The sequence below is a fragment of the Gracilimonas sp. B-17 genome (assembly GCF_056857935.1).
This window is the reverse complement of record NZ_JBSXOA010000009.1, coordinates 149,996-170,998: the sequence shown is the minus strand read 5'-3', so window position 1 is coordinate 170,998 and position 21,003 is coordinate 149,996. Positions and strand designations below refer to the sequence as shown.

The following is a 21,003-nucleotide window of genomic DNA, read 5'->3' as shown; positions in this document are numbered from 1 at the left end:
GATGCAATACCAACAAAACTTTTTTTATCTCTGCAAAACCCCTTTAAGTGCGGAAGGACCTGAACATGTTGAGGTGGTCACACGGGCTGAAGACAGTGAAGATTTTCCACGGGTATTCAAAGAGTTTGAAGATCTGAGATCCCATGCATTTAATGATGACAAGATCTACAGTGTGGTTCGCGCCGATGATATCTATGAGCTGATCCGAACCAATACAGAGAAAAGTGCCAAGGAACTGGCTTATGAAAAGGCTGAGCAGGAGATCATCACCAATTTACAGCATCGTGTAATGCAGGATGGGGATGCCAATGCCAAAGGTATTCTTAAAGAGGTTTACGGAGTTGAGGAATAGCAGACCCTTCCTAATATATTTCGAGCCCCGTGGTTTAACAAACACGGGGCTTTTTTTTGATCGAGACTCTCGATAAGGTTTATTGTAAATCCTTTTAAATAAGCACTTAACCATTGGAATTATTTGTGCTACGGAGTGTTTTAATAGATGAATATTCAGAAAAAAGTAAATCATGAGTATTGATACATTAAACGGAGTAGAACCAATGAAAGTAAATATTGGAATTTCAGAAGAGCATAGAGAGAAGATCGCTGAAGGTTTATCCAAGGTCTTGGCTGATTCATACCTGTTATACCTAAAGACCCATAACTATCACTGGAATGTAACAGGGGAGTTATTCCATCAGCTACATGAACAATTTGAAGAGCAGTATAGTGAGCTTGCTGAAGCCATCGATGAGATCGCAGAGCGGATCAGGGCTCTTGGTTTCAGGGCACCGGGTACGTTCAAAGAGTTTAACGAGCTGGCTTCAATTGAAGAGGATACGGATCGACCGAAAGCACTGGAAATGGTACGGCGCCTGACAACTGCAAATGAACAGGTGATACGAACAGCACGAGAGGCCTTAAAACCGGCAAATGCTGCTGAAGACGAAGCAACCATTGATCTTTTAACAGAACGACTTACAGTGCATTCCAAAACAGCATGGATGCTGAGAAGCCATTTGGAAAACTAAAAATACATTAATCAGATCTTTCTGAATCGCAAATGTAATTTCGAATCAGCAAAGAAAAGTTCATAAACCACAGAGAGATAAAAATGAATGATCTAACAATTAAGGGTAACTGGAACGAAATAAAAGGTAAACTGAAGCAAAAATTCTCAGAACTGACCGATGATGACCTGTCTTTCACAGAAGGAAAGGAAGACGAACTTATTGGTCGGCTTCAAAAGAAACTGGGTAAAACAAAAGATGAAATAAAGAAAGAGCTTGCTGAACTTTAAGTAAGACACTTTTTAAAAATTAAGGGAGGTTAACCCCTCCCTTTTTCTATGAGAAATAGTTAAATATTTTGTTCATATTATTTTTAATCATCAAATAAACAAAAAGGGTATATAGCCAATGGAAAACTTCAATATCTCACCTGATGATCTCATCAGCATTGTGACCACGTATGGCCCAAAACTTTTAGCAGCAATAGCAACGCTGGTTATTGGACTTTGGATCGTTAAGCTAATAGTTAGAGGAGTAGGAAAAGGACTTGAAAAGAGCAGTGTTGATACAGCTCTGAAATCTTTTCTTAAAAGCCTGGTGTCCATTTTATTGAAAGTAATGGTCTACATCACGGCTCTTGGAATGCTGGGTATAGAAATGACCTCATTCATTGCTGTATTAGGTGCTGCCGGTTTAGCTGTAGGTTTGGCGTTACAGGGAAGCCTTGCAAACTTCGCAGGAGGAGTTTTGATCCTGTTCTTTAAACCATTTAAGGTTGGAGATTTTATCGAAAGAGGAAGCGAGTCGGGTACAGTAGAAAGAATCGACATTCTGCATACTATTTTGAATACGCCAAACAATCAAAGTATCGTTATACCAAACGGACAGCTGGCAAATTCCCCGGTCAAAAATTATTCAGCTAAAGATACAAGAAGAGCTGATTTTTCGATCGGGATAAGCTATGATGATGATATAAAGCAGGCTCGAGAGGTAATTCTTAATGTGCTTAATAGTGACGAAAGGACTTTAAAAGAGCCGGAGCCCATAGTCGTGTTGACCAATCTCGGTGATAGCTCACTGGATCTGTCTGCACGAGCCTGGACCCAATCGAGCGAATATTGGGGTTTCTTCTGGGATAACATGGAAAAGATAAAAGAGGAGCTGGATAAAGCAGATATTGAAATGCCATATCCACAAAGAGATGTTCACATGTTTCAGGAGAAATGATTTTATAACCTGCAATTAGATCAACCACATTAAAAGGTGCATGAGAATGCACCTTTTTTTATTGATCGAGTTTAGGGAATAGAGATCTGACCTGTCTGTAACAAATTTGGTTAGATTTCCCTTTCAATTGCCAAAGAATAGACAGATATATTATCTTCACTAAAATAAATAGCAGGCTTAGAGCCGTAAATCAAAAAGAACTACGAGGAAAGGAAGGTTACTGTGGAGAACCTGGAGCAAAACAATATCGATTCTGAGAAGAAAGAAGAAAAAACTGCTGATGAAATAGAGCAGGTTGAAAACACTGAAAGTGCAGAAACTGAGGAAGATCAGTCAGGTTCCGGCAAAGAGACGGATAGTGAGCCTGAGTCAGGAGATTTAGAAGAAGTTGTTGAGGGTAAAGAGGATCTGCCGGAAGAAGCGGATGACTCTGGCACATCTGAAGAAACTAATGAGCCTGAAGCTGAAACTGAGGATGTAGCAGATGAAGATCCCAGTGAAGGTGAGTCTGTTGAAGACGATGAGGAATCAGCCGAGGAGTTCTATTCAGATATCGTAGACAGGGCAAAAGAACTTGTTCAACAAACTGACTGGCCTTTTGTAACAACAGAATTAGCCAATCTTGCTCAAAATATCACTGAGGGGCCGGAATCAACCAATGAGAAGGTTCAGTCACTGATAAGTGAATTTGAGGAAATCCGGGAGAAGTTTGAGGAAAAGAAGAAAGCCCATTATGAAGAACTGAATCGCAAGAAAGAAGCGAATCTGGCCAGGAAAAAAGAACTGCTGAAGTCACTTTCTGAGATCATAAATGAGGAAAACTGGACGGCTACCAAGCAAGTAGGCAAAATTAAAGGTCAGTGGGAATCCATTAAACTTCTTCCGCAGGGCGAAGGAGAGACTCTCGATGAGCGGTTCAAGGAATTGATGAATGAATTCGAGGACCATAAAGTTGATCGACTTGTTAAAAAACTCCAAAAAGAAGAAGAGAATTTAGAGTTAAAGCTTCTCCTATTAGATAAAATGGATGCTTTGGTCAAAAAGCTGGAAGATGAAAGTCCTGATTTTGATGAGCTTGAAGATGAATTCAATAAACTGATCTCACAGTGGAGAAAGGTAGGTAGGGTTCCTTCAGAAAAGAATCAGCCTTTGTGGGATCGCTTCAATAAAGTACAGGATACATTCAATGAGATCCGTTTCAAGGTTGATAAGAAATATCGAGAGGTGATCGAAAAGGCCCTTGAAAAGAAAAAGAAACTGGTAAAGGAGGCTGAGGCACTGGTCGATCAGGAAAATATCGCCAAGGCAGCACGAAAAGTTAATAAGCTTCATAAAGCCTGGAAAAAGGCCGGTAATCTTCCGCAGAAAGATGAGAACGAAATGTGGGATAAGTTCAAAGCAGCCACAGATAAGTTCAACGAGGTGAAATCTGATAATCTTGATCTATTAAGGGAACAAGAAGAAGAAAATCTCGAGAAGAAGTTCAAACTGATCGACAAGGCTAACGAAGTTAAAGAAACTGACGATTTTGACAAGGGTCATCAGACCATGCAAAGTCTTATGGGGCAATGGAAAAAGATCGGCCCTGTTCCGCGAAAGAAGTCATCTAAGATCTGGAAACAGTTCAAGGGGGCCATGGATGAGTTTTATGACCGGCGCCGTGAAGCATTCAAGGGGCAAAGAAAAGATCAGAAGGAAAACCTTGCTAAAAAAGAAGAGATCCTGGAAAAGCTAAGGGAACTTGGTGAACATGAAGACCCCGCGCTGGCAGTTCAGGAAGCAAAAGAGCTGCAACAGGAATTCAAGGATATTGGGTATGTACCGATCAAAATGAAAAATAAGATCTGGAAACAATACCGAGAAGCCTGTGATGTAATATATGACCGATATCGGGCACTTGGATCTGATCTTGGGATGGAGAAAAAACTTGCCAACCAGGGAATTGATCCGGATACCAGAAAAGATATCATCAAATTTCAGAAAGAAAGGGACAAACTTAAGAAAGAGGTTTCCAGGTTAGAAAGTGAAATGATCCAATTTCAGGAAGCAAAGACCTATTTTAAGCCGACTAACAGAGGGAACGCCCTTTTAGATGAGCTTCAGGAAAAAATTGATAAGGCAGATCAGACCATTGAGAATAAACAAGACCGCATTGCAGAGCTGAAAAAAGAGATCGACCAATTGAAACGGTCTTCAGGCAGTGATGATGAGACTAATGACGAAGAGGAGTAAATATTACTTTATTATAATAGCCAAGTAGTAGATTTGGCGATATCTTTGTCATACAACATTTTATCATCCCGGAAGGACATTCTGGCTGAAATATCATCACAATCATTTGAACTCAAATCCCATACAAATAAAATTCTGGGGAGTCAGAGGCTCTACACCATGCGCTAACGCAGAAAATATGCGATATGGTGGAAATACGTCCTGTGTTCAGGTTGAGATACCCGGCGAGGACGCATTAGTGGTCTTTGATAGTGGTACCGGTTTTAGAAACCTGGGTAATGAGTTACACAGTAATGGAGCCGGCCACAAAGGGCGCGTATTTATAACACATCCACATTGGGATCATTTGCAAGGATTTCCATTCTTTAAGCCTTTTTATGATTCTGAAAACAGTTTCCGGATATATATGCCTCCAAACGGTGATATGGGTTGTCAGGAGATCTTACAGGGCCACATGTCCAAGACATTCTTCCCTGTGTCAATGGATATGCTGGAAGCAGACATTAATTGTGTGACAACTGATCCGGACCCTATAGATTTCGGAGCCTACCAGGTAGAGTATATGTGGGCGGTTCATACTGTGCCAACAGCGATTTATAAATTAACAGCCGGTGAAATTACAATTGTGTATGCTCCGGATAATGAGATCATGATAGGTAACAGTAAGGATGTTCATGACTTCAGAGAGGAATTTGTAGAGTTTGTTAAGGATGCAGATATTTTAATGCATGATTCCCAATATAGCAGTGATGAATATCTGGGACGTAAGGGATGGGGGCATTCAGCCTGGGAAGAGGTAATAAAGCTTGCTGAAAAAGCTAAAGTAAAACGGTTATGCCTTATACATCACGACCCTGATAAGGATGATGATGTCTTGGATAGTGTGGATAAGAAGATCCAAAAAGAGCATGCTTCAAAATTCAAATACATCAGTTTGGCAAAAGAAGGACAGGCCATCTCAATTGAACCGACCTGCCCATTTTTTGATCTAACTCAGAAGTAATAGCGGATACCTACGGCACCATTGCCGTCAAAGTCGGTATCAGGAGCAAGATTCAGAATTGGAACAGCTTCAATAAACAAGTCGATCTGTGAATCTGGTATAATGTAATTTAAGCCAAAAGGTATCCTGATCCCTATTTCTGCATCGGGATCGCTTAGTGCTAGTCTTCCCCCAATACCATAATAAAAAGCAAGAGCTCCCTGATCGATATCGCTGAACCATTTATGCATCAGATAATCTCCGTGCAGGTGTAGCGCATCATTGTCGCCGAAAGACCAGGCCACTCCGGCATCAAAGGCATTCCGTGAGTTATTCCATACTTTAACAGATATACCCGTTGGCTCACCAAGCATGGCTCCAATACCAAGGTTGCCACCATTTCCATTAACCTGTGCATGGGCCCTCGGGTTGGAAAGCAGTACGAAGCCGGATGTGACAATTAGTAGTGTAAGTAGTTTTGTTAGTTTCATTGGAAGATTTTTTATTAGTGTTTATATGTACTTAAAGGAAAAATACGGTGAATGGTTTCATATTTAAGTAAAATAATTAGTTCTTATGCCGATGCTTAGGTTCAAGTCTAAATGAAATTGGTAAGAATCGGGTTAAAGATTACGTCAAATAAATATTATAAATCAAAGCTGTTTCGCATGGATAAATCCTATTATATAAAAGAAGATCTTAAGAAATTTGGTGATATCACTGATTTCCAGGAAAAATTAGGCAATAAATTTTTTGAGTACTATGGAGAAGTATTTGAGGAAGGTGCATTAACAAAACGGGAAAAAGCATTGATAGCCTTGGCAGTTTCCCATACCGTTCAATGCCCATACTGTATTGACGCTTACACCACAGAAAGTCTGGAAAACGGAGCCAGTGAGGAGCAGATGATGGAGGCGGTACATGTTTCTGCAGCCATTCGGGGCGGTTCGTCGTTGGTACATGGCGTTCAGATGATGAATAAGGTGAAGGATCTATCAATGTAGTTTCATCTCATCGCCTTATTAAATTACTAACACTCAATACATTATGAAGACTCTTAAAGCAGAAACGCACGAGCTTTCAAAGCCTGAAGTGCAGCTTGATATCATTAACAACCATAATTCAATGATAAGATCACTTTCCAGGTTTGAAAATACATTGGACAGTATAGGATTATTCCCCCTTAAACCTACAGGGATCGAGATCTTTCAAATGAATGTAGGTTATATGTGTAATATGACCTGTAAGCATTGCCATGTAGATGCAGGACCGGATCGGGAGGAGATCATGAGCAGGGAAACTTTTGAATATTGCCTGAATGCATTGCAAGAGTCAAATATAGATACAGTGGATCTGACGGGCGGTGCTCCGGAAATGAACCCACATTTCAGATGGTTTGTTGAGAAGGCTTCCAAGCTTGGAAAACATATCATTGTTCGATCTAACCTTACCATCCTAACCACAAATAAATTCAGCGACCTGCCCGCGTTTTTCAAAAAGCATAAGGTTGAGGTGACCTGTTCACTTCCCTTTTACAGTAAATCTAGGACAGACAGACAGCGAGGGAAGGGGACCTATGATAAATCCATTGTTGCATTGAAAAGACTGAATGATATCGGTTATGGTAAAGAGGGATCAGGTTTAAAATTGAACCTGGTATACAATCCAGTTGGAGCTTTTTTGCCCGGAGATCAGGAAGAGATCAAACAGGAATTTAAAAAAGAACTGAAGCGGACACATGATATTGAGTTCAATGATCTCTTTACCATAACCAATTTACCGATCAGCCGATTTCTGAATTTCTTACTGATGTCAGGTAATCTTGAAGATTATATGGAAAAACTGGTGGAGTCATTTAATCCGTCGGCCGCCGAGGGAGTGATGTGCCGTAATACCATATCGATCGGTTGGGATGGAAAGTTATATGACTGTGATTTCAACCAAATGCTGGAAATGGAAACTCATCAAGACAGTGCTCAGCACATCAAAGATTTCGATCTTGCATCACTCAACAACAGGGAGATCAGAGTGAATCAACACTGTTTTGGTTGTACAGCCGGGGCCGGCAGCAGTTGTGGCGGGGCAACCGCTTGAACATTCAACAAGGAACATTGAACATCGAATTTTGAAGTGTAGATAGACAAGTAGCAGTAAGGGCGTATCGCATACGCCCTAGGTATTACAAATCTGTGAAATGAAAATGTTCTAAAGTCATTCATAAAAGCCAACAAATTAATGCCTGAAAACAAGCTCATCATTTTTGTAAAGAACGAAGAAGTCGGCAAGGTTAAAACAAGGCTGGCTAAAAGTATTGGGGATGAAGAAGCACTAAAAGTGTATCAAAAACTGGTTAAGCATACATATGCTGAAACAGGTTCCCTAAAAATGAATAAGGAAGTATGGTACTCTTCTTATATCAAGAAAGATGATATTTGGGAAAATGACCGGTTCACAAAAAAGCTTCAGAAAGGAGGTGGTCTTGGACAAAGAATGAAGTACGCTTTTAAAACTGCTTTTGATAGCGGTATAAATAAAGCAGTGATCATTGGAAGCGATAGTGCAGAGATCCGGGCAGGAATAATTGAAGACGCTTTTAGATCGCTGGATGACAATGATTTTGTTATCGGGCCTGCCAGAGATGGCGGTTACTATTTATTGGGCATGAATCAGTTTTACCCTAAGGTATTTAAAGGTGTGGAATGGAGTACCGAAGTAGTTCTTCAGACTACAATTAATATCATTGAACAGCTTGGTTTGTCATACACCAGGTTAAAAGCATTAAATGACGTGGACACCATTGAGGATTGGTTGGAAGTAAAGGATGTTTTGTTAAATAAGCTCAAAGATCATGTTTAGTATCGTCATTCCGACTTACAACGAAGAAAAAAAGATCGGTGAATTGGCCCGGTACCTAACTGAGTGTGCCGGTTCGGAAGAAATAGAAATTCTGGTAATTGATGGTGGCAGTACAGATGGTACGGTTGAAAAAGCGGAGCATGCAGGTGCAAAAGCATTGATATCACCAAAAAAGGGTCGAGCCAGCCAAATGAATTATGGGGCAAGTCAGGCAGGGGGAGAATGGTTGTACTTTCTTCATGCGGATACTATTCCCCCTGTATCATTTATTGAAGATCTTAAAGGATTGGTTAACAGCGGGGTAAAAAGTGGCTGTTTCAGGCTTAAATTTGATATCGATCATTGGGCCCTAAAAACCTATGCGTGGTTCACCAGGTTTGATGTTGACCTTTTCAGGTTTGGGGACCAGAGCTTACTCATCGAAGGAACGCTATTCGATAAGATCGGTGGATTTGATGAATCGCTAATTGTCATGGAAGATCAGGAAATAGTAAAACGGATCAAAAAGCATACGCAATTTCAAATAATACATAAGGCAGTAACTACATCAGGACGGCGATACGAGCGAATAGGTGTCTTCAAATTACAGCTAATTTTTACTATTATTGTGCTGTTGTATTACTTAGGTGTACAACAAAAGACGATCGTTAATTTTTATCGGTCACAAATGATCAGCAACACGTATTAAGTTAGTGTTAAATAGCAAAAAGTCGGGGATGTTGGGTTTCATTATCCCTATCTTAACGATGCTTGAGCATAGAACTTATAAGCCTGTTTCAATCTTGTAAGATCTAACTAGAGCCCTAAGTCTATGACTTGGAATAATTAAGAATGTTTCAAAAGTCGTTTTATAACAAAACCTCACAACAAAAAACAAACACCATGTTAAAATATCTATCCACTGTATTTTTAATTCTTGGTATTTCAGGGGCAGCATTTGCGCAATCTGCCATCCGAGGTACCGTGACAGAGCAAGGATCCGGGGAACCTATTATTGGTGCCAACTTGATCCTAATGGGCACAGCCCAGGGTAATGCTACTGACCTGAACGGTGATTATGTAATCAGAGGCGTTGAGCCAGGTACATACACCATCCGTGTTTCCAGTGTTGGTTACATTACTATTACTGAAGAAATTACTGTTGGTTCCAGCGATCTGGAACTGGATTTTGAACTGGAACTTACCAGTGCTTCCTTGACGGCACTTGAGGTATTTGCTTCCCGTTCAGATCAAACAACACCTGTTGCTTTCTCTGATGTAGATCAGGAAGCTATTCAAACTCAGCTTGGTTCCCGTAACCTTCCTGAAGTTCTGAATATCACACCTTCTGTTTATTCAACCGGAGAAGGTGGTGGTTCTGGTGATGCAAGAATTAACGTGCGTGGATTTAGCCAGCGTAACGTAGCCGTTATGATCAACGGTGTACCTGTGAACGATATGGAAAATGGCTGGGTATACTGGTCTAACTGGAGTGGTGTTGGTGATGCTGCTCGTTCTATTCAGGTACAGAGAGGTATTTCAAACGTAAACCTTGCAGTTCCTTCTGTAGGTGGTACGCTGAACATTATTACTGACCCGACTCAAAATAAAGCCGGTGGTTCTATCAAGTTTGAGAACGGAAGTGGTGCTCTGAACAAAACCACTCTTCAGTTGAACTCAGGTATGATCAACGATAAATTTGCCTTTAGCGCTGTTGGTGTAAGAAAAACAGCTGATGGAATTGTTGAAGGAACCTGGGCTGACGAATGGGCTTACCACTTAGCCGCTTCTTACCAAGTGAATGAGTCTAACCGATTAGATCTTTTTGCTCTTGGCGCTCCTCAGCGTCACGGACAGAACCTGTACAAAATGAATACAGCTACTTATGATCGCGATTATGCCCTTAGCTTAGACGGTTATGACGCAGCTGCTGCAGATGTTCACGGGGAAAGAGGTCGTTTTTTCAACGCAAACGTTGCAGGTGTCAACAATTCATATGATGGGAATCAATACGTAGGTGACGGTGCATGGTACGGTTCTTCGATCCAAAACCGTTACAGCAAAGATTTCATTAACGAACGTGAAAACTTTTTCCATAAGCCTCAAATAAACCTGAACTGGTATAGCGAGCTTAGCGAAAATCTGACTCTGACCAACGTACTTTACTACTCAGGTGGACAAGGTGGTGGTACCGGTACTCTTGGAGATATCGAATGGGATTACACACACAACCAGCGAATTGCTGACTGGGATGCTACCATTGCAGATAATGATCCAAATGGTGAGTCAAACGGTATCCTGCGTAACAGCCGTAACAACCAATGGACCATTGGTGATATTCTTAAATTGTCTTACCAGGCAAGTGAAAATTTTGAGCTGCAAGCCGGTTTAGATTGGAGAACTGCTGAGATCGAGCACTATCGCGAAGTTCGTGATCTACTTGGTGGGCAGTATTACGTTGAAACGGGTGACCCATTCAACCCTAATTACAGAGCCGGTCTTGGTGATGTTGTTGACTATAACTTTACCAACACCGTTGATTGGTATGGTGGATATGTTCAGGGTGAATACGTAACCGACAAATACAGTGTGTATGCAACCGGTGGTATTTCAACTATTAAGTATTCTCATGAAAACTTCTTTATCAATGAAGGTGGAAGTCCGCTGACACGTGAGTCTGATAACATCGTTGGTTACCAGGCAAAAGCCGGTGGTCTTTACAACGTTACTGACAATACAGGTATTTACCTGAACGTAGGTTACATTTCTAAAGTACCTATCTTTGACAACGTGATCAGTGACTTTAACGGTGCGATCAATGAGGATCCACAAAACGAGAAGTTCTACTTCTACGAAGCAGGTGTGCGTTACCGTGACCCAAGTGGACAGTTTGGTTTTAATGCAAACTATTATCTGACTGACCGCCGTGACCGTTCGTTCACACGTGGTGTTGATCAGCCAAATGGTGATGAAGGACTTATCAATATTTCCGGTCTTGACCAAATGCATACCGGTGTTGAGGTTGAAACTTCTTACAAGCCAAACGACTGGGTTCGTTTAGATGTTTCCGGTTCTTATAACCTATGGGAATATCAAAGCGATGTTTCTGCTACATACCTAGCCGATCAGGGCGATCCTAACAGTGCAACCAACCTGAACCTTTATCTAGATGGTCTTAAAGTTGGTAATGCTCCACAAGCACAGCTTGCTTATGTATTAGGATTACAGCCGGTGGACAATTTCGATGTTCAAGTAGTAGGTACTTCATTCTACCGTCACTGGTCAGATTTCGATCCAATTAGCAGAGACGACCCTAATGATAGAGCGCAAACATGGCAAGCACCTAACTACACCGTTTTCAATCTGCACCTGAACTATAAACTGGACAATATTCTAGAAGGTTCTACACTCTTCCTGAACCTGTTCAACGTACTTGATGAAACATATATTCAGGATGCTACCGATAACAGTAGATTCAACGGTTACGATGATGACCACGATGCGGATGACGCTGAGGTATTCTTAGGTCTTCCAAGACGTTATAACTTTGGTATCCGTGTAAACTTCTAAGCTTACACACCAAAGTAAAAACTAAGTAAACTTTTATAAGCAGCCTGTTTCTGACAGGCTGCTTTTTTATTTTCAAGCATTATGAAAAACCTGATCTTTACACTCATTATCTTAGCGACAGCTATTGGCTGTTCAAACCAATCACCTACAAATGAACCTAAAGGAGAGAAGATGTTGCTGATCTCTTTCGATGGTTTCAGGTACGATTACCTCAACAAAACTGAAACACCGAATTTTGACAAGCTGGTAGTAGACGGGGTGATCAGCGAAGGTCTTATTCCCATATTCCCATCCAAGACCTTCCCTAATCATTACGCGATCGCCACCGGTTTGTATCCTGAAAACAACGGGTTTGTAGGGAACAATATGTATGATCCTGAGATGGACGCAAATTTTGCAATCCGGGATCGGGATGCCGTTGAAAACCCTGCATGGTATCAGGGTGAGCCGATCTGGAATACAGTTGAAAAAGCAGGAAAGAATGCAGGAACCATGTTTTGGGTTGGATCTGAGGCCCCCATTCAGGATATACGCCCAACTTTCTGGAAACAATACGATGAGTCGATGGGTGATTCAGCACGCATAGATTCGGTAATTTCATGGATGACCCTTAATAATGAAAAAGAAGTTGATCTGGCTACCTTATATTTTCATTTTATTGATACACAAGGGCATCGATTTGGCCCGGATTCTCCGGAATTGGAATCGGCTGTTGAAAGAGCTGATGATCTCGTTGGTTATCTTAAAAAAAGAATGGAGGAATCAGGTCTGACTGATATCACAAATCTTATGATCGTTTCCGATCATGGAATGGCTTCCGTATCGAGGGAAAGGATCGTGGTGCTTGATGATATCATAGACCCGAATGATCTGGAAATGATAGCATTCAGTCCGGTCATTATGGCAAATGTAAAGGAAGGGGCCAACTTAGAAGAGATTTACCGTTCACTAAAAGAAAATGAAGAACATTATAAGGTCTATCTGAAAGATGAAATTCCGGCCAGGTATCACCTTAAGAATCACCCCAGGATTCCGGAATTGACCATTGTTGCTGATCTTGGATATACTATCAATACACAGGAAGTATTTGAAGCTCGTCCGGGTTATCCAAGCGGTGGTGCTCATGGTTTTGATAATATGGAAAAAGAAATGCACGCATTGTTTGTTGCTTCCGGCCCGGATTTCAAAAGTGGTTACAAGATGAAGGCATTCGAAAATATTCACATTTACGAAATGATAACGCACTTATTGAATATTGAACCGGTTAAAACAGATGGATCAGTAGATAGTGTTTCTGTAATGCTGAACTAAGGAAGGAACGGTTCACCAAAAAAAGCATTTCTTAAATGCTATAAAGATTGCATCTATCCTAAAGTGAGGGGATATTCCAATCTGCAAAAATTTACCCCATTATTTGAATAAACTGATTATATAAAATGGCATACGTTGTAACTGAACCATGTATTCAATGTAAATATACTAACTGCGCTGCTGTCTGCCCTGTGGATGCTTTCCGCGAGGGGCCAAATTTCCTGGTCATCGATCCAATGGAATGCATTGATTGTGACGCTTGTGTATCTGAGTGTCCGGTAGAAGCGATCTATCCGGATGATGAAGTACCTGAAAAATGGGAAGACTACATTGATATTAATGAACGCCTTGCTGATACCTGGGCAGACCGGATCATCAATGAAACACAGGATGCATTGGATGATGCTGATGAGTGGGCTGAAGTAGAAGACAAGAAAGACAAGCTGGTTGAGAACTGGTAATTTAAACTGTTCAAAGATCTGAACATTTGCCCCTAAAAGATCCGAATTTACATACAAAAAGTGGTCCCAGAGTGATGGGAATACTGAATGCAACCCCTGATTCCTTTAGTGACGGAGGCAAGTATTTAGAGGTGGACAGGGCTTTGGATCGTATACATATCATGATCAGGCATGGTGCAGAGATCATTGATATTGGAGGGGAATCAACGCGCCCCGGTTCAGATCCGGTATCCGTTCAGGAAGAAATGGACCGGGTAATACCTGTCATCGAAAAGGCAATACCCATCTTTAAAGATGTTGAATTTTCGATAGACACAACAAAATATGAAGTCGCTAAAGCTGCACTGGAGAGTGGGACTCACATAGTCAACGATGTCAGTGGTCTGCAAAAGGAGCCGAAATTAGCCGATCTATGCGCGGAATTTGAAGCGGGGTACATCCTGATGCATTCCCAGGGAGATCCAAAAACAATGCAAAAGGATCCACAGTATGATGACGTATTGGAGGATATCTTTAGTTTTTTTGAAGAAAAGCTGGAAGTGCTCAGAACAAAAGGGGTGCACAAGATCATTCTAGATCCCGGTATAGGATTTGGTAAAACCCTGCAGCACAATCTGAAATTGATCGATGGTCTTGAGATTTTTAAGAAATTTGATTTACCTATATTGATAGGGGCTTCCCGAAAATCAATGATAGGTACTATATTAAACGGGCGGCCAACAGACGGACGTGTAGCCGGAACCGTTGCTCTACACTATCATGCACTTATGAAAGGGGCAAATATACTGAGAGTGCATGATGTGGAGGAAGCTTCCGATTCTATTCGTATATTCAACGCAATTCAATCCCAACAGTAACATAAAGGAGCAACTTTGTTCCCGATCGGTTTTCTCGAATTCGGAATTAAAGATTTTGCCGAGACGCTTATAATAGCGCTCGTATTGGTATACCTATACCGGTGGGTAAAGGGTACCTTTGCCATTCAGGCAGCTCTTGGTATTTTATTTGTTGTGATCCTGAATGTAGTGATCGGATTACTGGGCTTCACAACCCTGAACTCGATCTTGAGTCAGATCCTTGATGTGGGTATCATTGCCCTGATCATTTTATTTCAACCCGAGATCCGGAAGCTGCTTTACCGTCTGGGTACTAATACCAGCCTTGATCGATTTTTTACCACCAACAATTCAGATAAAACCATAGATGAAGTAGTGGAGGCCGTCAAGGAAATGTCAAAAAACAAGATCGGAGCACTGATCGTGTTTGCACGAACATCTTCATTACAAGACCTTGTGGATGCAGGTGTTAATATTGATGCCGAGATCAGAAGCGAGCTGTTGGTCACTATCTTCAAAAAAGAAACTCCACTGCATGATGGAGCAGTAGTGATCAGGGGTAATCGGATCGTTGCTGCAAGCTGTTATTTGCCCATCTCGCAAAACCCAAATATTTCTACATCCTTCGGTACAAGACACCGAGCTGCTGTTGGCATCAGTGAATCCAATAATGTGTTTGTGATCGTCGTTTCAGAGGAAACGGGACGTATCTCAATTGCCAGAAACGGAGCCCTGACCAGTGGACTCACCATTCAGAAACTAAGAGCTGAGATGGAAGAATCCTTTGGAAATCAGAAATTTGAGGAAGACGTTGCGTTCAGCTCCCAAGCCGATATGAATCTCAGCTGATCAGGCTCACTTCTCTAAATAAGGCTTTTAATTCTGATTCAGCGAATATCGGGTTAACACGGGGTAATGGTCACTGGTAGTTGAAGCATAGTTCGGTACATAGTCTTCAGGTTGAAAAGACATAACCGATTCGCTTACGTAGAAAGCATACAATTCATTAGAATTCAGGTGATGATCGATCACGTCCGGATATCCAGTAGTGGAAGAGATATTATTTTCGGAAAGTGTCATGGTTGGGAAAGTGTAATTTTGTGCGTCATCTACAAATGTTTTATAAACAGATTCCCTGCCTGAAGAAATTGACGTATCCACATCATCATTGAAATCACCGAAAACGATCACATTAGCATCAGGCCAGGTGGTGTCAAGGTATGATTTCAATGCATTAGCACCGGCTTCTTTTCTGTTGTAAGATTCGTCATCTGTACAGCATTTAGCATGTATCAGGATCGCCACAATGTCGGCCGATTGATCATCCACATTTGCTGTAAGCTGAATCTCAACAGGAGGACGGCCTGCAAATTCATAGTCATAGTCAGTAAGGATGACCTGAGCACTGTTGACAGTTATGATATCAGTTTTATAGATCAATCCAAGTTTCTGCTCATTGCCGCCAAAATCCTCATAATATGCAGAATCACTTTGAACCACGGGGGCATTAGCTAAAATTCCCTCATAACCTTCAAGACTATCAATAAGATCATTAAAATGAGAAGTGGATGTTACCTCCTGAACCGACCAGATATCCATATCAAGACCTGAAATGATAAAGCTGGCATTATTTAATTGAAGGTCTTCATTAGTAGGGCCATTACCGGTGTCACCGAACCATTCAAGATTCCAGGTTCCAAAATCAAGAGTAGAGGTGGTGCCAACAGGATCGAATTCCGTATTTGGTTCAGGTTCGTCAGGAACGATTGGAGTTGGGGTGGAGTCACTTCCACAGGCTCCAAGTATTAAAGTTGAACAAAATAGTATGAGGGTAAATAATTTGTTATTGAAGATCATATCAATATTAGAATCTGGTTGTATTTATTTATTAAAAAACTTTTCAATGAGTAACGTGGCGGCTTTTTGGGTTGAAACTTCACCCCGCTGAACCTGTTCCCGAAAGGATTCTAGCATTTGCTTCAGGTCATCATTTTCATAGAATTTACGGTGAAGCTCATGATTAATGCTTTCTTCCAGCCAATAAACTGCCTGCTCTTTCCTTTTATTGTCAAAATATCCTTTGGATTTTGAATGTCGGATATATTCAGCCACAATATCCCATACATTATCAATGCCTTTGTTATGATAGGCTGAACAAGTAGTGACCTTTGGTATCCAGCCCGACTCAGTGGGTGGGAAAAGATGCAGTGCATTTTTGTATTCGGTCATAGCCCTCATTGCAGAATCCTCATTACCTGAATCTGCTTTGTTGATGGCAATTGCATCGGCCATCTCCATGATACCCCGTTTGATACCTTGTAGTTCATCGCCGGCACCGGCAAGCATCAGTAATAAAAAGAAATCAACCATGGAGTGGACGGCCGTTTCTGATTGTCCAACTCCAACCGTTTCTATCAAAATGGTATCAAAGCCTGCGGCTTCACATAATGTGATGGTTTCACGGGTACTTTGTGCCACACCACCCAACGAGCCTGAAGTGGGAGTTGGACGAATATAAGCCTTAGGATTGTTGGATAATGTATCCATGCGGGTTTTGTCACCTAAAATACTGCCTTTGGTTCTTGAACTGCTTGGATCAACAGCGAGAACGGCAAGCGTGCGTTCTTCCTCGGTTATAATATGATTCCCGAAGGCTTCAATAAAGGTGCTTTTTCCAACTCCTGGCACCCCGGTTATGCCGATCCTCACAGAGTTTCCGGCATGGGGAAGACATCCTTCAATGATATCCTGTGCCAGTTCATGATGATCCCTTTTAGTACTTTCGATGAGGGTAATAGCTCTGCTAAGCAACATGCGGTTGCCGGAGAGAATGCCGTCTATGAATTCATTCTTTGAGGGGAGGTTTCGACTCATGAACCGTTGTCTGAGTAATTTTGAATAAGTGTATCCAGGATCTGTTTTGCAGCTCTTGGAATAACTGTGCCGGGCCCGAAGACAGCAGACACACCGGCATTGTATAAAAAGTCATAATCTTGTTGGGGAATAACACCGCCGGCGATCACCATAATGTCGTCCCGTCCGTGTTTTTTTAGTTCCTCAATTACCTGAGGAACTAAAGTTTTATGTCCACCGGCAAGGCTCGAAACACCCAGAATATGGACGTCATTTTCCACGGCCTGTCGTGCGGCTTCTTCCGGGGTCTGGAACAGCGGCCCGATATCCACATCAAAGCCAAGGTCAGCAAAACTGGTAGAGATCACTTTAGCCCCTCTATCATGTCCATCTTGTCCCATTTTGGCAACCATTATGCGCGGGCGGCGGCCATCGATCTCAGCAAAATCATCTGCGCGTTTAAGTGCGGCCTTGAATTGGTCGTCATTTTTTAATTCTGAAGAATACACACCTGAAATTGATTTTATTGTTGCTTTATAACGGCCGAACGCCTCCTCCATAGCATCAGAGATCTCACCAAGAGTGGCTCTCTCACGAGCCGCATCCACAGCTAAAGCTAATAAATTTCCATCACCGGTTTCAGCACACGTGGTAATTTTATTCAGACATTGCCGAACCTTTTCATCATTCCGTTCAGCCTTGGTTTTGTTAAGGCGTTCGATCTGTGAGCGCCGGACCTTATCATTATCAACTTCCAGTATATCGATCTCAGATTTTTCATCGGTAACAAACTTATTGATCCCAACAATAGTGTCTTTTCCTGAATCAATTCTGGCTTGTTTGCGGGCGGCAGCTTCCTCAATCCTCATTTTGGGGACACCGGTCTCTATGGCCTTTGCCATTCCTCCCAATTCTTCAACCTCTCCGATCAGGGACCATGCACGACGTGCGATTTTATCTGTGAGAAATTCCACATAGTGTGACCCGGCCCAGGGATCCACCGCTTTGGTTATACCTGTTTCTTCTTGTAAGAAGATCTGGGTATTACGAGCAATGCGAGCTGAGAAATCGGTCGGTAAGGCGATAGCTTCATCCAAAGCATTTGTATGCAGCGACTGTGTGTGACCGAGAGCAGCAGCCATGGCTTCTATGGTCGTTCTTGCTACGTTATTGTAAGGGTCCTGTTCAGTAAGGCTCCATCCTGAAGTTTGAGAATGGGTTCTTAAGGAAAGTGATTTTGGATTTTTTGGGTTGAATGATTTTACGATCTTGGCCCATAAAAGTCGGGCCGCCCGCATTTTTGCGATCTCCATAAAGTGGTTCATGCCAATAGCCCAGAAAAAAGAAATGCGGGGTGCGAATTCATCGATATCCATGCCGGCTTCAATGCCTGTACGGAGATATTCGAGCCCATCGGCTAAGGTATATGCCAATTCAATATCCGAGGTAGCACCTGCTTCCTGCATATGATAGCCACTCACTGAAATAGAATTGAAGCGCGGCATATTTTGTGATGTAAATTCGAAGATATCACCAATGATCTTCATGGATGGTACCGGTGGATAGATATAAGTATTGCGAACCATGAACTCTTTCAGAATATCATTCTGTATAGTACCGGATAGCTTTTCAAGGGATACGCCCTGTTCTTCGGCTGCTACAATGTAGAACGCCATAACAGGGATCACAGCTCCATTCATGGTCATTGAAACAGACATTTTATCAAGGGGGATCTGATCGAACAGGATCTTCATGTCTTCCACAGAATCTATAGCTACTCCGGCCTTGCCTACATCACCGGATACTCTGGGGTGATCTGAATCATATCCGCGATGAGTGGCAAGATCAAATGCCACAGAAAGCCCGCGCTGCCCAGCAGCCAGATTTCGCCGATAAAAAGCGTTAGACTCCTCAGCTGTCGAGAACCCGGCATACTGCCTTATGGTCCATGGGCGCACGGCATACATGGTCGAGTAGGGGCCTCTGAGGTAGGGAGGAATTCCGGCCGCATACTCAAGGTGTTCAAGCGATTCAATATCCTCTTTGGAAAACTGAGGTTTGACCGGGATCTGCTCAGGTGTTTCCCAGGTACTGTCTTTGGCGGTTTTCTTTTTGTTTATACCGTCTAATTTCAGATCAATGTTTGAAAAATCCTTTTTCATTATGCATCTCCCATTTGGAGTTCGGCTTCAAGGTATAGGGGTTTGACAGGTGTGATCTCAACAAAATCATTCAAATCAAGATGGGTTATATCACTCTGTTTTACCTCACGGGGTGAGATGTCGGTCTCATCATCTGGTTGATATTTATTCACACCGATCAAAGATTCTTCCTCTTTTTTGTAGGCCCGGATCTTTCTATCTCTGGATTCCGAGATCATTTGCTGAAGGAAACCTGACTTGAGACCTTCATAAAAACCTTTATTTGCCTCGATCTCCTGGAATAGGTCCCAGCTTATATTTGCTATTTTTTCGCTCAGTACCTCAATGTAATAGGATCCTGCACCAGGATCAGAAACCTTACTCAGGTAGGATTCTTCCTGTAAAATAAGCTGAGTATTTCTGGCGATCCGTGAGGCAAAAGGGGTTTGTTCGTTAAAGTGTTCATCAAACCTGTGAATACTGATCCCGTTGCATCCGCCTATTGCCGAAGACATGGCTTCAGTGGTTGCTCTGAGCATATTATTATGGGCGTCATTTTGGGTCTTGTTCCATGATGCGGTTTCAGACAGGATGTTCACGGTTTGATCCTTGACCCCGTATTCTTCAAGTACTTTTCCCCAGAGTAGTCTGAATGCTCTGTATTTGGCGATCTCAGGGAAGTACAGGGGACCTGTTGAAAAACGAAATGATAGTGATGTTCCAAGCTCAGAAGATACTCCCAGGTATTCATTTCCTGCTGCCAGGGCAAAAGCCAGTTGCTGTACCAGAGAAGCCCCGGCATTTGCATAAATTGATATGTCGACCAATAAATAACCGGCATTGGATGACAGTCGATCTGTAACATCCTCTTCCCATCCTTTTGAAGGCAAGTGACCAGATTGAGCAGCATGACTGAAGATATCGACTGAAAAGTGAATGTCGAGGGATCCGGGGTTTAAATTACGATCAGAAATGATCTCTTGAACCCACTCGATGACCTTTTGAGAGGACATGGAAGTAGAAAAAACAAGCGTAATGATCTCTAACTGAATGTTATTCAGTAATGATTCCAGATCTTCTTTAGAAGCAATTCGTTCAGATGTCAATCTGATATCAAGTCCACCAGCCCCATTTTCCAAGGCAAGTAAAGCCTGTTTGTTCGCTTCAGAAGGATGCGCATCCTCAACGATCTCAAGAATACTCCAGTTTGCTGAGCTTGCCAATGGTTGAACCGTATGATCCAGTTTATTCAGGTCCTCACTTCGGTAAAATGGGAGAGATTCAAAGCCTTCGCGCGTATCCCATCGAAGCGTTTCCTTGTAATCTTTACCCTTAAGGTCTTTATGGATTACTTCTTCCCATTCTTCAGTGGTTACCGGTGGAAACTCATTAAAATTAAGTTCACCTTCGAAATTCAGGTCTTTCAAAATAAACAGGTTGAGTGTTGGGATTGATTATGGAGTCACAAAATAAAGAGGTCAGAAGTTCTTTACTAACCAGTGTTAAAAAATACCGTTTTGATTAGTAAAAAAGCGCTTACAATTTGTA

Annotated in this window: 20 protein-coding genes; 15 read left to right on the top strand and 5 right to left on the bottom strand. The window is 42.0% G+C overall.

The genetic code is table 11. The features are described 5' to 3' along the window. The first annotated feature begins 1 nt into the window (after position 1). The 6 genes from AC13FX_RS02405 (at position 2) to AC13FX_RS02380 (ending at position 5,469) form a co-directional block, all read left to right on the top strand. Complete coding sequence (locus AC13FX_RS02405) at positions 2 to 352, top strand: hypothetical protein (RefSeq protein ID WP_482878835.1); 351 nt, start codon at positions 2 to 4, stop codon at positions 350 to 352. A gap of 172 nt (positions 353 to 524) precedes the next feature. Continuing rightward, entirely contained in the window at positions 525 to 1,028 is a 504-nt protein-coding gene (locus AC13FX_RS02400; RefSeq protein ID WP_482878833.1) for a Dps family protein, read from the top strand. An 83-nt stretch (positions 1,029 to 1,111) separates the two neighbouring features. Then, the gene (locus AC13FX_RS02395; protein WP_482878832.1) at positions 1,112 to 1,297 is read left to right on the top strand and encodes a CsbD family protein; all 186 of its coding nucleotides are present in this window, start codon (positions 1,112 to 1,114) and stop codon (positions 1,295 to 1,297) included. 118 nt (positions 1,298 to 1,415) lie between these two features. Continuing rightward, positions 1,416 to 2,234, top strand: coding sequence for a mechanosensitive ion channel family protein (locus AC13FX_RS02390; protein WP_482878831.1), 819 nt, complete (start codon positions 1,416 to 1,418; stop codon positions 2,232 to 2,234). Positions 2,235 to 2,456: 222 nt separating this feature from the next. Then, positions 2,457 to 4,466, top strand: a complete 2,010-nt coding sequence (locus AC13FX_RS02385) for a DUF349 domain-containing protein (protein ID WP_482878830.1) — start codon at positions 2,457 to 2,459, stop codon at positions 4,464 to 4,466. A gap of 178 nt (positions 4,467 to 4,644) precedes the next feature. Next, the gene (locus AC13FX_RS02380) at positions 4,645 to 5,469 is read left to right on the top strand and encodes an MBL fold metallo-hydrolase (RefSeq protein ID WP_482878829.1); all 825 of its coding nucleotides are present in this window, start codon (positions 4,645 to 4,647) and stop codon (positions 5,467 to 5,469) included. On the opposite strand, the gene AC13FX_RS02375 is transcribed toward AC13FX_RS02380, so the two are convergent. Then, the gene (locus tag AC13FX_RS02375) at positions 5,460 to 5,939 is read right to left on the bottom strand and encodes a hypothetical protein (RefSeq protein WP_482878827.1); all 480 of its coding nucleotides are present in this window, start codon (positions 5,937 to 5,939) and stop codon (positions 5,460 to 5,462) included. The genes AC13FX_RS02380 and AC13FX_RS02375 overlap by 10 nt on opposite strands. A gap of 177 nt (positions 5,940 to 6,116) precedes the next feature. Here AC13FX_RS02375 and AC13FX_RS02370 point away from each other — a divergent pair, with 177 nt between their 5' ends. The 9 genes from AC13FX_RS02370 to cdaA all read left to right on the top strand — a co-directional run bounded on the left by AC13FX_RS02370 (position 6,117) and on the right by cdaA (position 15,310). Further along, positions 6,117 to 6,452, top strand: coding sequence for an arsenosugar biosynthesis-associated peroxidase-like protein (locus AC13FX_RS02370; protein ID WP_482878826.1), 336 nt, complete (start codon positions 6,117 to 6,119; stop codon positions 6,450 to 6,452). A 43-nt stretch (positions 6,453 to 6,495) separates the two neighbouring features. Continuing rightward, positions 6,496 to 7,542, top strand: a complete 1,047-nt coding sequence (gene arsS / locus AC13FX_RS02365) for an arsenosugar biosynthesis radical SAM (seleno)protein ArsS (protein ID WP_482878825.1) — start codon at positions 6,496 to 6,498, stop codon at positions 7,540 to 7,542. Positions 7,543 to 7,683: 141 nt separating this feature from the next. Continuing rightward, complete coding sequence (locus AC13FX_RS02360; RefSeq protein ID WP_482878823.1) at positions 7,684 to 8,304, top strand: TIGR04282 family arsenosugar biosynthesis glycosyltransferase; 621 nt, start codon at positions 7,684 to 7,686, stop codon at positions 8,302 to 8,304. Continuing rightward, complete coding sequence (locus tag AC13FX_RS02355) at positions 8,297 to 8,992, top strand: TIGR04283 family arsenosugar biosynthesis glycosyltransferase (RefSeq protein WP_482878822.1); 696 nt, start codon at positions 8,297 to 8,299, stop codon at positions 8,990 to 8,992. Before AC13FX_RS02360 ends, AC13FX_RS02355 begins: the two co-directional genes overlap by 8 nt. Positions 8,993 to 9,186: 194 nt before the next feature. Then, positions 9,187 to 11,853, top strand: coding sequence for a TonB-dependent receptor (locus tag AC13FX_RS02350; RefSeq protein ID WP_482878821.1), 2,667 nt, complete (start codon positions 9,187 to 9,189; stop codon positions 11,851 to 11,853). An 81-nt stretch (positions 11,854 to 11,934) separates the two neighbouring features. Beyond that, positions 11,935 to 13,164 carry an alkaline phosphatase family protein gene (locus tag AC13FX_RS02345; RefSeq protein WP_482878820.1) on the top strand — a complete coding sequence of 410 codons (1,230 nt, stop codon included), beginning with the start codon at positions 11,935 to 11,937 and terminating at the stop codon, positions 13,162 to 13,164. Positions 13,165 to 13,289: 125 nt separating this feature from the next. Next, positions 13,290 to 13,625, top strand: coding sequence for a ferredoxin family protein (locus AC13FX_RS02340; RefSeq protein WP_482878818.1), 336 nt, complete (start codon positions 13,290 to 13,292; stop codon positions 13,623 to 13,625). Between the two features lie 74 nt (positions 13,626 to 13,699). Beyond that, positions 13,700 to 14,482, top strand: a complete 783-nt coding sequence (folP, locus tag AC13FX_RS02335) for a dihydropteroate synthase (protein ID WP_482878817.1) — start codon at positions 13,700 to 13,702, stop codon at positions 14,480 to 14,482. Between the two features lie 15 nt (positions 14,483 to 14,497). After that, positions 14,498 to 15,310 carry a diadenylate cyclase CdaA gene (gene cdaA, locus AC13FX_RS02330; RefSeq protein WP_482878816.1) on the top strand — a complete coding sequence of 271 codons (813 nt, stop codon included), beginning with the start codon at positions 14,498 to 14,500 and terminating at the stop codon, positions 15,308 to 15,310. 27 nt (positions 15,311 to 15,337) lie between these two features. On the opposite strand, the gene AC13FX_RS02325 is transcribed toward cdaA, so the two are convergent. The 4 genes from AC13FX_RS02325 to AC13FX_RS02310 are packed head-to-tail and all read right to left on the bottom strand — an operon-like array spanning position 15,338 to position 20,882. Next, positions 15,338 to 16,318, bottom strand: a complete 981-nt coding sequence (locus AC13FX_RS02325; RefSeq protein ID WP_482878815.1) for an endonuclease/exonuclease/phosphatase family protein — start codon at positions 16,316 to 16,318, stop codon at positions 15,338 to 15,340. A 24-nt stretch (positions 16,319 to 16,342) separates the two neighbouring features. After that, on the bottom strand, positions 16,343 to 17,335 hold the full coding sequence (gene meaB / locus AC13FX_RS02320; protein WP_482878814.1) for a methylmalonyl Co-A mutase-associated GTPase MeaB: 993 nt from the start codon (positions 17,333 to 17,335) through the stop codon (positions 16,343 to 16,345). Beyond that, on the bottom strand, positions 17,332 to 19,476 hold the full coding sequence (scpA, locus tag AC13FX_RS02315; RefSeq protein ID WP_482878813.1) for a methylmalonyl-CoA mutase: 2,145 nt from the start codon (positions 19,474 to 19,476) through the stop codon (positions 17,332 to 17,334). The genes meaB and scpA overlap by 4 nt, the downstream gene beginning before the upstream one ends. Then, entirely contained in the window at positions 19,476 to 20,882 is a 1,407-nt protein-coding gene (locus AC13FX_RS02310) for a methylmalonyl-CoA mutase family protein (protein ID WP_482878812.1), read from the bottom strand. The genes scpA and AC13FX_RS02310 overlap by 1 nt, the downstream gene beginning before the upstream one ends. Positions 20,883 to 21,003: the final 121 nt, after the last annotated feature.

Coding starts and splice junctions, on each gene's coding strand:
- AC13FX_RS02405 (WP_482878835.1), top strand. CDS start 2: ATGCAATACCAACAAAACTTTTTTTATCTCTGCAAAACCCCTTTAAGT.
- AC13FX_RS02400 (WP_482878833.1), top strand. CDS start 525: ATGAGTATTGATACATTAAACGGAGTAGAACCAATGAAAGTAAATATT.
- AC13FX_RS02395 (WP_482878832.1), top strand. CDS start 1,112: ATGAATGATCTAACAATTAAGGGTAACTGGAACGAAATAAAAGGTAAA.
- AC13FX_RS02390 (WP_482878831.1), top strand. CDS start 1,416: ATGGAAAACTTCAATATCTCACCTGATGATCTCATCAGCATTGTGACC.
- AC13FX_RS02380 (WP_482878829.1), top strand. CDS start 4,645: ATGCGATATGGTGGAAATACGTCCTGTGTTCAGGTTGAGATACCCGGC.
- AC13FX_RS02375 (WP_482878827.1), bottom strand. CDS start 5,939: ATGAAACTAACAAAACTACTTACACTACTAATTGTCACATCCGGCTTC.
- AC13FX_RS02370 (WP_482878826.1), top strand. CDS start 6,117: ATGGATAAATCCTATTATATAAAAGAAGATCTTAAGAAATTTGGTGAT.
- arsS (WP_482878825.1), top strand. CDS start 6,496: ATGAAGACTCTTAAAGCAGAAACGCACGAGCTTTCAAAGCCTGAAGTG.
- AC13FX_RS02360 (WP_482878823.1), top strand. CDS start 7,684: ATGCCTGAAAACAAGCTCATCATTTTTGTAAAGAACGAAGAAGTCGGC.
- AC13FX_RS02355 (WP_482878822.1), top strand. CDS start 8,297: ATGTTTAGTATCGTCATTCCGACTTACAACGAAGAAAAAAAGATCGGT.
- AC13FX_RS02350 (WP_482878821.1), top strand. CDS start 9,187: ATGTTAAAATATCTATCCACTGTATTTTTAATTCTTGGTATTTCAGGG.
- AC13FX_RS02345 (WP_482878820.1), top strand. CDS start 11,935: ATGAAAAACCTGATCTTTACACTCATTATCTTAGCGACAGCTATTGGC.
- AC13FX_RS02340 (WP_482878818.1), top strand. CDS start 13,290: ATGGCATACGTTGTAACTGAACCATGTATTCAATGTAAATATACTAAC.
- folP (WP_482878817.1), top strand. CDS start 13,700: ATGGGAATACTGAATGCAACCCCTGATTCCTTTAGTGACGGAGGCAAG.
- AC13FX_RS02325 (WP_482878815.1), bottom strand. CDS start 16,318: ATGATCTTCAATAACAAATTATTTACCCTCATACTATTTTGTTCAACT.
- meaB (WP_482878814.1), bottom strand. CDS start 17,335: ATGAGTCGAAACCTCCCCTCAAAGAATGAATTCATAGACGGCATTCTC.
- scpA (WP_482878813.1), bottom strand. CDS start 19,476: ATGAAAAAGGATTTTTCAAACATTGATCTGAAATTAGACGGTATAAAC.